9 protein-coding genes and 2 pseudogenes are annotated in these 12344 nt (G+C 39.2%); 7 read left to right on the top strand and 4 right to left on the bottom strand.

Going from position 1 to position 12344, the window contains the following annotated elements:
- Window positions 1-428 precede the first annotated feature (428 nt).
- The 6 genes and pseudogenes from RMY27_RS31540 (at window position 429) to RMY27_RS31515 (ending at window position 5369) form a co-directional block, all read left to right on the top strand.
- Window positions 429-758 carry a hypothetical protein gene (locus tag RMY27_RS31540; protein ID WP_322668763.1) on the top strand — a complete coding sequence of 110 codons (330 nt, stop codon included), beginning with the start codon at window positions 429-431 and terminating at the stop codon, window positions 756-758.
- Window positions 759-827: 69 nt separating this feature from the next.
- Window positions 828-1376 (top strand): GIY-YIG nuclease family protein, encoded by a 549-nt coding sequence (locus tag RMY27_RS31535; RefSeq protein WP_322668762.1) that lies wholly within the window; start codon window positions 828-830, stop codon window positions 1374-1376.
- A 48-nt stretch (window positions 1377-1424) separates the two neighbouring features.
- A complete protein-coding gene (locus RMY27_RS31530; protein ID WP_322668761.1) occupies window positions 1425-2885 on the top strand; it encodes a protein kinase domain-containing protein in 1461 nt (486 codons plus the stop codon).
- Between the two features lie 683 nt (window positions 2886-3568).
- The gene (locus RMY27_RS31525; RefSeq protein ID WP_322668760.1) at window positions 3569-3928 is read left to right on the top strand and encodes a Mo-dependent nitrogenase C-terminal domain-containing protein; all 360 of its coding nucleotides are present in this window, start codon (window positions 3569-3571) and stop codon (window positions 3926-3928) included.
- A 22-nt stretch (window positions 3929-3950) separates the two neighbouring features.
- Window positions 3951-4223 (top strand): annotated as a pseudogene (locus tag RMY27_RS31520) (cupin domain-containing protein).
- Window positions 4224-4622: 399 nt separating this feature from the next.
- Window positions 4623-5369 (top strand): creatininase family protein, encoded by a 747-nt coding sequence (locus RMY27_RS31515; protein ID WP_322668759.1) that lies wholly within the window; start codon window positions 4623-4625, stop codon window positions 5367-5369.
- Window positions 5370-5677: 308 nt separating this feature from the next.
- Here RMY27_RS31515 and RMY27_RS35660 read toward each other — a convergent pair.
- Window positions 5678-5773: pseudogene (locus tag RMY27_RS35660) on the bottom strand (Uma2 family endonuclease); the annotation flags it as partial.
- 175 nt (window positions 5774-5948) lie between these two features.
- On the opposite strand from RMY27_RS35660, the gene RMY27_RS31510 reads away from it, so the two are divergent.
- On the top strand, window positions 5949-6515 hold the full coding sequence (locus RMY27_RS31510) for a hypothetical protein (protein WP_322668758.1): 567 nt from the start codon (window positions 5949-5951) through the stop codon (window positions 6513-6515).
- Window positions 6516-6793: 278 nt separating this feature from the next.
- On the opposite strand, the gene RMY27_RS31505 is transcribed toward RMY27_RS31510, so the two are convergent.
- The 3 genes from RMY27_RS31505 to RMY27_RS31495 form a co-directional block, all read right to left on the bottom strand.
- On the bottom strand, window positions 6794-8419 hold the full coding sequence (locus RMY27_RS31505; RefSeq protein WP_322668757.1) for a UvrD-helicase domain-containing protein: 1626 nt from the start codon (window positions 8417-8419) through the stop codon (window positions 6794-6796).
- Between the two features lie 635 nt (window positions 8420-9054).
- Complete coding sequence (locus RMY27_RS31500) at window positions 9055-9327, bottom strand: hypothetical protein (protein WP_322668756.1); 273 nt, start codon at window positions 9325-9327, stop codon at window positions 9055-9057.
- Window positions 9328-9493: 166 nt separating this feature from the next.
- The gene (locus RMY27_RS31495; RefSeq protein ID WP_322668755.1) at window positions 9494-11962 is read right to left on the bottom strand and encodes an ATP-dependent Clp protease ATP-binding subunit; all 2469 of its coding nucleotides are present in this window, start codon (window positions 11960-11962) and stop codon (window positions 9494-9496) included.
- Between the last annotated feature and the right edge of the window lie 382 nt (window positions 11963-12344).

Genomic DNA, 12344 nt, shown 5'->3' with positions numbered 1-12344 from the left:
CTGCGGCAACGATAGTTTAGGGGTTGCCCTACGCAAAAATAGCTCGATGCCAGGTTTCATTATTCATACATCAAGCCCCATCCTTAGAAGGACTGGGGCTTTTTGTTTGTCCAAATGACTCTTGTTGACAGTCAAACTTAATTATTTTTTAGAGAATTAAGTTTAGTGTATCAGTAGAGCATTAGGGAGAAATTAACTATTACTAAAAATCTGCTAAACTTCATGATTCTTAACGATGCTAGCTTTATCGTGTAGCTGACAGAAGTCCCATAATCTAATAGGCTGATCTTAAAGTGGTTATTTTTAACCAAGTTTATCTGCACAATAAGGTAGGCTTCGTTGCACATCACATTTGGATGACTCTGTGTAACATGTTGCTTATTTTTTATCATCGCTTAGTCCTTAATAACTAGTTATTAATACAGAAAATGCCTCTTAAAATCGTTCAAAACTTTGATGGAAGTTTCACTCTTGAAGCACAAGCTCAAGAAACTCTATTCAATTTATTGACAAGCGCTGCTTTCTTGAACCAAATTTGTCAACAGTTGGGGTGTGAGCAACTTAAATTTACAGAATTACTTTTCCAGCCAGTTCCTTATAGCTTAACTACTACTAAAGGAATGCCAGCAGAATTTGAAAAATATCATAAATCTGATCAGTATGTCATTATTAATGTGCCACCAAATTTCATGTTCAGTGCTAAGATTTTTAAACCCAGTCGCCTTTGTGCAATTTACCAAAATTTGAGTAATGAATAATTTTAAAGATATTTTTTCTAATTCGCAATTTTAATTCTGAAGGTAAATAGTAAGTCTGATATTTGATGTATGGCTTCTGAAACAAATCTTTCTTCTTTGGCAACTCTGGAATATATTCCTTATATTGACGATCGCGGGCAATTACCCGAACAATTTCAGGGTAAAATCGGAGTATATGCGATCTTTGACCAAAAAAAAGTGCTGCAATTTGTAGGATACTCTCGTGATGTTTACCTCAGCCTTAAACAGCATTTAGTTCGTCAGCCACAGCAATGCTATTGGGTGAAAGTTCAAACTATTGAACGTCCTAGTCGCACAATTTTAGAAAATACTGAAAATGCTTGGATTGCTGAAAATGGCAGTGTACCTTGGGGTAATGGGGATCAAAAGGAAAAATGGACTCATCCCATTGATGTCAAAGTTGTAATGACACCTGAAGAACAGGCGAAATATGAAAATCCAGCTAATGATGAATTAGCACAAATAAAAGTTCTTAAAAACGTGGCACGGAGAGTAGAAGCAGAAATTTCAACGCAATTGTTAGAAGTGCGAGGTTTGCAAATGCAGATTCGCTTCAATCCTAAATTGAAAGAAGAAGGATTACTAGATTTGAAATGAAGGTAGTTTTGGGGAAAACTATCTTATGAATATCGCTTGTAATCTCCGATGACAATACAGCTGCTGAACGATCGCTATCAAGTTATCCGCACACTGGGCGCTGGTGGGTTTGGTGAAACCTATCTAGCAGAAGATACCTATATGCCCTCAAAGCGCCGTTGTGTGGTTAAACAGCTAAGACCGATTCACAACAATCCCCAAATTTACCAGTTAGTGCAAGAAAGGTTTCAACGCGAAGCAGCAATTTTAGAAGAACTCGGTGGCGCAAATGACCAAATTCCAGCATTGTATGCCTATTTCTCTTCAGGCGGACAATTTTACTTAGTTCAGGAGTGGATTGAAGGCGATACCCTAGCTGGAAAAGTTCAAACGCAGGGACTATTTAGTGAAAGCGCTGTCCAGGAATTATTCATGAATTTATTACCCGTCCTGGATTATGTTCACTCTAAGCATATTGTTCACCGGGATATTAAACCGGATAACATTATTATGCGTCATCGCGATGGTAAACCTGTGCTAATTGATTTTGGCGCTATACGCGAGTCAATGGGAACAGTGGTAAATTCTCAAGGCAATCCTACTAGTTCGATAGTGATTGGTACACCTGGCTATATGCCGAGCGAACAAGCCGCAGGTAGACCTGTTTATTCTAGTGATTTATACAGTTTAGGAATGACGGTAATTTATTTGCTGACTGGTAAACAAGCGCAACAACTAGAAACCGATTCTCAAACGGGTGAAATTGTCTGGCGGCAATATGCGAGTCATATTAGCCCAATTATGACAAGAGTAATCGATCGGGCGATCGCTTATCATCCACGCGATCGCTACCCCACAGCTAGAGCAATGCTGGATTCTTTGCAAAGCATAGCAAATCCAATTTCACCGACGCAACCCCTCTTGACTCAACCAACTATAGTCTCTGCACCGCAACCTCAAACAGCACCTGTCAAACCACAGCCTAGCCCTCAAAGTAGTAATAGTCAGAATAATATTCTCATGGGTAGTTTGATTGCAGGTGGGTTAATTGGTGCATCTGTGATTATTAGCCAAGTTTTACCAAAATCTTCTCAACCTACCGCAGACAAAACGGTATTACCTTCAGAAACACCGTCAAATGTTACAAGCCCAGTGATAGAAACTCCTACATTTACACCAACTACCCCATCAGTTTCAACTCAATCACCTTCCTTGACTACATCACTACCATCAGTTGATACCACGACTCTCAACAATTATTTCTGGCTTTCTCAAAGACTTGTAAGCGATGCAGATTTGGATGGTAAAAGCGGTTTTGAGCTAGATATTATGCGAAATTCGATTTTTGCCATTCATGGGCGCCGTTTTGATAATACTGAATTGCAAAATTACTTTAATAACCAACCTTGGTATCGTCCTACATATTCGCCAAAGACATTTCCACCTAAATTGCTGTCAAAAATAGAGCAACAGAATGTAGAATATATCAGTAAATATCAGGTTATTACTGGGTTAAGATATTTTAAATAAGTAAGTTTTTCATAATTGGGAATGAGGACTGGGGAGAATAAGCAATACTTTTCTACAAGAAGCCGTGCTAACGTCAAAATCTCATAGTGAGTAGTTGGACAAAGCTGATTATAAAAACTGTAGAATTACTCAGTACAAGTGCCCCTTTCTCTTGTGTAAGTCCTTATATTAGTTTTGGCTTATCAATCGATTTATTACTACTTATTAGATAATATTTAGGTTAACTTGTGTAGCATATCAGACAAATTTATGGATATTCAATACTCTAAAATCGAAAGATATTAGGGGCTAATCCGAGCGAAATGTATGTAGGGTCAGAACAGAACTGTATTTGTCTACCATAAACTACATCTCTAGATACTAGGCATTTTCAGAACCAGGCATTTATATATAGTATATAAGATTGCTATCTGTAAGATTAGAAATCTATAAGTTAAAGAAATGCCATTTTTATATTTTCTTTGTTATTTTGTATTTAACGGGACAGTTCTTCATGATTTGGTGGGTTTAAATAACAATTAGTTAAACCATTTCTCTTCCCAAGGATGCATGTAAATTGTTTGTATTATGCTTTCTTTGCCTCTGAATCTACAAGCGCAGTGCAAATTGACCAAAAATATTACATGCTAACATTTTGAATTGGTAAATAGTTCATCTACACAAGGAAAACCTTGCCTACAACTATGCTTAAAACACAGAATCAGCGTATTTTTTTGCCTGCTTTTATTAAACCTTTAGAAGAAAAGAATCAAACAGGTAGTAAAAAGCAATTCGCTCAACCAAAATTAGATATACTGCAACCATTACGTCAATGGCTCGATAAAATTGAGATTCAAAATCGTAAATTAGCCAAATTTATTGCTAAACTAATTCCTGCTCAGTGTCCATTCGAGCGTGATGTCATGCTTTTTGGTCGTAAAATAGCTCATATTCCGCCAATGTGCAAGCTGAATCCGCTTTATAACGAACTTGTTTACTTGCGTTTTCGCGCTTTGTGTTATCTAGTAGATCAGTGTGGAGAAGATATTCAATCTTACTGCTGAATATAACTAGAGAAAACACAATATGGAAATTAAAATTGAGCATCAACTTAAGACTTGAACATCTCAATGAATTGGGTGTATTTAAATGGGATATTTGGAAAAAGGAAGTTTCAAAATTCCCTTTGACTTATGATTTTCAAGAAACTCGCTACTTTTTGGAAGTGAAGTAGTTGTTACTCCTGATAGCGGACAGCCAGTGCAAATGGGTAAGGGCGATTTAGTGATTTTTCCCGCTGGTATGTCCTGCACATGGGGAATTACAAGGTATGTAAAGAAGTATTATTACTTTGATTAGTGAAAAATCAAAATTGATCCCCTTTATTTTATTGATTATCCAGACAAGCAACATTTCATAAATCAAAATTGATTTATTATATTATGGAAAGGTTCACGGCGAGTATCGTAGGATAAACTGGCAGAATGGGTAAATTGTTTATATCCCATCTCTGTTGAAACTCGTTGCGACTGCAACCGCTAAACAATATTCATAGAAATAGTTAGTCTAATTATCTCCAAATTTGGCAGTGGACAAAGATGCCCGATTTCTCAACCAGAAGTCGGGGATATTGTGCGATCGCCAGCAGAGAAAATTTAGAGAGTTCATAATCATGTTAGTGGGAGTTTAGTTACAGAAGATGCTGTTTCGCAGCAAAAGGTTTCATCCCACGGCAATTTTATTGAGGAAAATCATTAAATGTTACTGCATTTAAGTACTTGGCAAGAAGTCGAAGCTTATTTACAGCAGTCAAAAGGTATTATTTTCCCTATTGGTTCCACAGAACAGCATGGGCCAACGGGGTTAATTGGTACTGATGCTATTTGTGCAGAAGCGATCGCATCTGGTGTAGGTGATGCAACTCAAGCGATCGTCGGCCCTACAATCAATGTGGGCATGGCATTACACCATACTGCTTTTGCTGGCTCAATCAGTCTGCGTCCCAGCACTTTAATTCAAGTAGTGCGAGATTATGTAACTTGTTTAGCCAAAGCTGGTTTTAGCAAGTTCTACTTTATTAACGGACACGGCGGTAATATCGCCACCCTCAAAGCTGCTTTTTCCGAAACCTACGCTCATTTAGAAGATTTGCAGATTCCCAATGCTCAACAGGTGCAATGTCAAGTGGCAAACTGGTTTATGTGCGGTTCTGTATATAAGCTAGCGAAAGAACTATATGGGGATCAAGAAGGTTCTCATGCAACGCCAAGTGAAGTAGCACTCACCCAGTACGTTTATCCAAATGCGATTAAGCAAGCATACCTTTCACCAGAAGTAGCAAGCGGACATCGAATTTATAGCGCTGCTGACTTTCGAGTGCGTTATCCAGATGGACGTATGGGATCAAATCCGGCTTTAGCAACGCCAGAACATGGTAAGCAATTTTATGATTTGGCAGTTAAAGAACTTAGCAATGGATATTTGGAATTTGTGAACGCAGAATAAAACTCATGAAAAGACATTGTAGAGATGCGAGTAAAATCGTGTCTCTGCATCAAATATCTTAAGAATGATTATTAGACATCTGGTGAAATTAAATATGCGTTATCCAGAATCTTTGTAAAGATGCGTTGACGTAGCGGGGCACAATCAGTCCAATTTCGTGTTTCGTGTCTTTACCTTCTTGTGGTTCAAAAAGATAAAAAAAGCTGTAAATTATCTTAGCTGTTAATAATTTGTTCCACTGCAACAGAAACATCTGGGAATGCAAGCGGTTGAATTATTCCTTCGGTCAATGTCAGTTTGACAATTTATCCTTTGAGTAGTTCAACTTTGCGATCGCTCAAAATGCCAGCGTCAATCATGCGGTGATATTCGTCAATCGTCCACTTAACAACTATCACACTCATGACGATTGATTCCTCCTAATAATTCTTAATATTTTTCTATTTTAAAGGCACTTTAGGTGTAATTCAGAATAAGTCGATTGATTGAAGATAAAGATATGCCAGAAAGCATGTGATAATACTGATACACAAGCTGAGGTAACAGCTTGGTAACTATAAAATAGTCGAGTATGCAATTATGTTAAGAGAAATTTCGTTGTTGTTGGCACAGTCCGCCATAGGCATCGCTACTTTTGTTATTCCCTTGACTAGCTACACCCATAGTCAAGTAACTGCTACCACCACTAATTATCAAATTTCTCAGAATCCTAACAATCAATCAACAGGAATAACTATTGAACGTCTAGGAATAGGTGGCGTAAAACTTTCTATGTCCGAAGCACAAGTCAGAAAAATTTTAGGTAAACCTGTAAAAGTAGAAAATGGCTTTATAGCTGCTATTGGTAAAGTTCGTACTCTGAAATATGCAGGAATCACAGTTGATTTAGATGAAGGTGCTAAACCAGGTAATTTTACCGTTTATCAAATCAAAGCAACTCGTTCTAAATATTCCACCATAGATGGAGTAAAAGTAGATGACAAACAATCAAAAGTGATTAGAACCTATGGAAAAACTGAAATTTCCCAAAATGGTAAAGTTACTAATTTAAATTATATAGTTGAAAAACCCAGCCCTGGAGGTTTAAATTTTACTGTTGAAAAAGGAAAAATAACAGAAATTTTCTGTTTTTACGTGATAAATTAAGCAATTTTTACAAGAGAATGCTTTGCAATATCCAGGTCAATAGCAACGGCTTCTATTTGTTTTATAGAGTTATCTTGACCTCTGTATTTGAGCAACGTAGTAAATTGACCAATTTCTAAACTTGGTTTGCTGATGCGTATTTGCACTAATTACCTATAAAAGGCGATCGCTCAAAATGCCAGCGTCAATCATGCGGTGATATTCGTCAATCGTCCACTTAGCAACTATCACAGTCATGACGATTGATTCCTCTTAATAATTATTTATTTTCTCCCATTTTAAATGGCGACAATGTATTGACCTCGATCAACAAGATACTTTGCCAGTACATTCTCTAGGTCGTCGTAAAATCGCACCTCAATACCAGTAGCGTGAGAAATCCACTGAGCGTTATCAAAATATTGTTGTATTGAGAAATCTTGTGCAGGATAGATACAACACCAAGCTGACCATTCAATTGTCCTCCAGGTATAGCCTTCAGCGTTAAGTAAATGTTTGATCGCGTAAGTGCCGGTTCCATTTTTTCCAGCCTGATTACCTACTTTAACAGTAATCCGCTGTATGGTTCCAACAAAAGGCGGATAATCTAACCAATCAAGTAAGCTAATTCTTTTCCTACTTTTTAATTCTTCAAGGAAAGGAGAAAAGTTTTTAATTTCTGTGACAATAAATAAATGCTCTACTGCACGAGTTAAGGCAACATAAAAAAGACGACGCTCCTCATCAACTACTTGCTCAATACTATCACCGAAAACACGGCTAAACATCAAATCAGGGTGTATTAATGGGTAACAATTAGGGACAGCATCAAGTATTATAACTACATCATTCTGAAGACCTTTATACTTGTGAGCGGTTGATATATTTACAGCCTTTCTTGATTCTTCAGGAAGATAAGAGCGTACCAAGTTTAAGAAGTTGTCGAGTACGCCATCTTTTGATTTACCTTTACCAAAATTTACATACCAAGGTAAACTATTCTTGCGGCTGAGTAAAACTACATTTTTTCCATCTTTGATAATCTTGTCTAGTAAGCGTAATAGAGCAGGTGTTATGTTGTCTCCCGGATGATCTTCTTGCTCATTTAGATTTGGATTAAATTGTCCTATATCAACAATTTCAACCGTTCCAAATATAGTTTTATGGGCGCGTGCAGGAGTACCCAATCTATACATCAATGTATTACCAATATCAACAATTGAAGTAGCTGAACGGTAATTAGTAGCTATATTTAATTTTTGCGAAGGCTGGAAAAACTGCGCGAAATTCTGATAAAAGCGAAGATCAGAACCAGCAAAACCATTAATTGCTTGCCAGTCATCACCAACACAGAAAAATTTTGCTTGAGGATTTTGTTGTCGAATTGCTTCTATTAAATGGTGGAAAAGTTCTGAGAAATCTTGATATTCATCAATCAGTATGTATCGAAGACACTTTAAATCGCCAGCGCCAGATTTGCGACGAAATACAGTTTGTCCTGATGCGATCGCTGCGGCAGCTTTTTGCATTAGTCCATCAAAATCATCCTCGCCTGTTGTCTGAAGCTGTTGCAAATAGGACTGATAAAACTCTTGTGCAAGCTCCAGAAAACGCTGCTCGACATCACTAGCACACTTATGATTATTAACGAGAGAGGCTAATTTTTCTGAAGTGAGGGAGAGTTTGCGACAACGCTGGATAAATCCTTCTACTACTTTGGTAAAACGGTCTATAACTCTAAGTTTAATTTTCTTCCAAATCTCGTCTTCAGTCAAGCGATCGCACTTAATACCATAACTTTCAAGACATCGCTTAAGTAAAGCACAAAAACCTTCTGCTCCCTCAAATCTGAGGGTTGTGGGGGATAATTCTACAAAATGCCAGTTAGGATGATTTCGCCAATATTGTCGCTTTTGTTCCGACATAATATCGTAATCTGGATCGCCTTCAAATCCAAAATATTCAATAATTATTCCCTGATTTTCTCCAATTGTAAAATCAGGGCGGTAATTAATGCCATCCCACCAAAAATTACGCTCGTATTTGTATGTAATGTTGTGTTCTAATAAAAAATTTGCAATTACTTATATTTCGTTTTTGATCTTGATATTTAACTTCTTCTTTAAGGCGGCTAAATTCTTTTTTATGCAGCAGCGTCCAAAGATTATTGTTATCACCAATTATTTCTGCAAAGCTTTGAACATTGTCAATCTGTAAACTGTTATCCATACTCTGCTTTACTCTTACTCAACTACTTGCAGGGACTTAAGTCCCTATTCTTAGTTTTCCCGCAGACAGAGCATAATTAACACCTAAGCATAAATGGTAGAAAAGATAAAGTTAGATTCATCTGCTGTTTATTATTGGTAGACAAAATAACGGTAGATAAGTTTTGTCTTCTACCGTTTTTTGAATATTGATTTTTATCTGCTTATTTAAATGAATAACTAAAACTTACTTTTAACAGTATCGATAACAAATTCAATAGTAAAGTCTGGTTTATTTGGAAGTCGAAATATGATATTAACGGTTGCGCGTCCGTTCTTAACAATATCAGAAATCACCGATAATCGCGCTCCATATCACCACTGAAGGAAACAGCGACTTTATAACCAATGTGAATACCAAAAAGTCGAGCAAATGGGTTTTTATTACGTAAATATCGTGCTGATTCTAAGCCTGTTTTATCAATTGCGTATTCACCTGTTTCTATATCGATAATTACCATTTTACCGATGTTTTCTTCTCGTTCCACTTGTTGACGAATACTATTTTCATATAATTCTTTCGCACGTCGTCCAACTTCTTCGCGGCTTAAAAGTATGGCTTGCACGTCCTTGCTCCTTTGTTCATGTTGTATCCTAATTCTACTACCAAGCTATAATACAAGGCGGTTTAGTGAACGATATACTAACGCAGACCGAAAAAAACGGTAGAGCAATAAATACTCTACCGTTTTCTAATTTTCTATTTGAGATTTAAATCCCAAACCCTAAATTTTACTCAACACCTTGGGGTAACAATTCCCGACGCTGTTGAGAACTAACTTGGACAACGCCATTTTCATCCACATCAACTAAGGCTGTATCGCCATCCTTGATGCGACCAGACAGAATTTCTTCTGCTAGGCTATCTTCTAACAGGCGCATAATTGCCCGACGTAATGGCCTTGCGCCGTAGCTGGGACTGTAACCTTCTTGGATTAACCGATCCTTGAAGCGATCGCTGACTTCTAAGGTGATACCCTTTTCAGTTAGACGACCAAATACTTCCTTGAGCATAATTTCGGCGATTTGGGTCACTTCCGGCTTGTTCAACTGACGGAAGACGATAATTTCATCGAGTCGGTTGAGGAACTCTGGACGGAAGTACTGTTTGAGTTCTTCGTTCACCAAGGAGCGAATCCGGTTGTAAGTTGACTCGCTGGCATCTTCGGAGAATTCAAAGCCGATACCGCTACCGCCTTTTTCAATTACCTTAGAACCAATATTGGAAGTTAAAATCAGCAAGGTGTTCTTAAAGTCCACCGTGCGACCTTTGGCATCAGTTAACCGTCCGTCTTCCAAAATTTGCAGCAGCATGTTGAATACATCGGGGTGCGCTTTTTCGATTTCGTCGAACAACACCACGGTGTAAGGACGCCGCCGCACGGCTTCAGTCAGCTGACCACCTTCGTTATAGCCAACATAACCTGGAGGCGAACCAATCAGCTTGCTGACGGTATGGCGCTCCATGTATTCGGACATATCTAAGCGGATCATCGCTTCTTCGGAACCGAAGAAGTAAGCAGCTAAAGACTTCGCCAACTCGGTTTTACCTACACCAGTAGGCCCAGAGAAGACAAAGCTAGCTATGGGTCGATTGGGATTCTTCAAACCAACACGAGCGCGGCGAATTGCTCGTGAAACTGCCTTCACAGCTTCATCCTGACCAATTAAACGCTGATGCAAGGTGTCTTCCATGTGCAGCAGCTTTTCAGATTCAGATTCGGTGAGTTTATTCACCGGTACTCCAGTCCAAGAAGCGACAATGTGAGCAATGTCTTCTTCTGTAACTACAGGTTCTTCACCTTCTGTGCCAGTTGCATTGGTCTTGCTTTGAGCGATCGCCCGGATTTCGGCTTTGATTTCCATTTCGCGATCGCGCAATTCTCCAGCTTTGTCAAAGTCTTGAGAGCGCACTGCGTCATCTTTTTCTTTTAATATTTGACGCAGTTCTTTGTCTAACTCTTTGGCTGCAGGTGGCAGTTGGGAGTTAATCAAGCGCACTCTAGAACCAGCTTCATCAACTAAGTCGATGGCTTTATCTGGGAGGTAGCGATCGCTAATGTAACGGTCTGACAATTTCGCCGCCGCTACCAATGCTTCGTCGGAGATTTTCAGTTTGTGGTGTTGCTCGTAGCGTTCGCGCAAACCATATAAAATTTCAATTGTTTCATCAACTGTAGGTTCGCCAACCATTACTGGTTGGAAACGTCGCTCTAGCGCTGCATCTCGCTCGATGTGCTTCCGGTATTCATCTAGGGTTGTAGCTCCGATGCACTGCAACTCACCTCTGGCCAAAGCTGGCTTGAGGATATTTGCTGCGTCTATAGCACCTTCTGCTGCACCTGCACCAATTAAGGTGTGTACCTCATCAATCACGAGAATGACATTACCCGCCGAGCGGATTTCATCCATGATTTTTTTCAAGCGTTCTTCAAATTCACCCCGGTACTTGGTTCCTGCTACGAGCAAACCAATATCCAAGGTGACGACGCGTTTATCTTCGAGGATGTCAGGGACATCTTTGGTGGCAATGCGTGAAGCTAAACCTTCAGCGATCGCAGTTTTACCAACCCCTGGTTCCCCAATCAGTACTGGGTTATTTTTTGTTCGGCGACCCAATATCTGAATCACCCGCTCAATTTCTTTAGCGCGTCCCACCACTGGATCGAGCTTATTGTCTATCGCCATTTGAGTCAGGTTTGAACCAAATTCATCCAGAGTCGGGGTTTTTGTGCGCCCGGATGAGCCGCCTGGTGAAACTTCGGCAGTTTCTCCCAACATGCGGATGACTTGGGTTCTTACCTTAGATAGATCCACACCGAGGTTTTCTAGCACCCTGGCTGCGACGCCTTCCCCTTCGCGGATTAGGCCCAACAGCAGATGCTCGGTGCCAATGTAGTTATGCCCCAGTTGGCGTGCTTCTTCTAGGGAGAGTTCTAGAACTCGCTTTGCCCGTGGCGTAAACGGAATTTCCACGGCAACAAAGCCTGATCCCCGTCCTATAATTTTTTCAACTTCAATTCGGGCATCTTTGAGATTGACGCCCATTGATTTCAGCACCTTAGCAGCCACTCCAGTGCCTTCGCCAATCAGACCCAGGAGGATCTGCTCGGTTCCGACAAAGTTGTGACCTAAACGGCGGGCCTCTTCTTGGGCCAGCATGATTACCTTAATGGCTTTTTCTGTGAAGCGCTCAAACATGGCTTTATCCCATCATCTGCGGTCGTGCCGGTATGCTGATTTTAGCACAGGCAAAGCTTTTGGATGCCTGTATAACAGATTATAGACATCCTGAAGCTATGACTTGAGTTGATGGGCTAATTGTTAACTATTGACTACTCTTCTCTGGCTAGTGTACTGAGGAGCTTTAGTTCACCAGCCTTTTTGGGATTTTTTACAAACAGTTCACTGCTTAGATTAAGGGTTTCTTGACTCAATCCCAAACATTTATGTTTAGCATACATATTTTTTAATATCAACTAAAAATAATTAATATTTAATTTACTTATAAACATTTCATTTTATATAAAATATTTCAATAAAAATAGGTGCAGCAAAGTTACATTTTTTTGCTGAAGCCGAT

The organism is Nostoc sp. DedQUE09 (genome assembly GCF_034530915.1).
In the GTDB taxonomy this organism is placed as follows: Bacteria; Cyanobacteriota; Cyanobacteriia; order Cyanobacteriales; family Nostocaceae; genus Nostoc.
Note: the sequence above shows the minus strand (reverse complement) of the source record. Positions and strands in the feature narration are given on the sequence as shown.

Coding starts and splice junctions, on each gene's coding strand:
- RMY27_RS31540 (WP_322668763.1), top strand. CDS start 429: ATGCCTCTTAAAATCGTTCAAAACTTTGATGGAAGTTTCACTCTTGAA.
- RMY27_RS31535 (WP_322668762.1), top strand. CDS start 828: ATGGCTTCTGAAACAAATCTTTCTTCTTTGGCAACTCTGGAATATATT.
- RMY27_RS31530 (WP_322668761.1), top strand. CDS start 1,425: ATGACAATACAGCTGCTGAACGATCGCTATCAAGTTATCCGCACACTG.
- RMY27_RS31525 (WP_322668760.1), top strand. CDS start 3,569: ATGCTTAAAACACAGAATCAGCGTATTTTTTTGCCTGCTTTTATTAAA.
- RMY27_RS31515 (WP_322668759.1), top strand. CDS start 4,623: ATGTTACTGCATTTAAGTACTTGGCAAGAAGTCGAAGCTTATTTACAG.
- RMY27_RS31510 (WP_322668758.1), top strand. CDS start 5,949: ATGTTAAGAGAAATTTCGTTGTTGTTGGCACAGTCCGCCATAGGCATC.
- RMY27_RS31505 (WP_322668757.1), bottom strand. CDS start 8,419: ATGTCGGAACAAAAGCGACAATATTGGCGAAATCATCCTAACTGGCAT.
- RMY27_RS31495 (WP_322668755.1), bottom strand. CDS start 11,962: ATGTTTGAGCGCTTCACAGAAAAAGCCATTAAGGTAATCATGCTGGCC.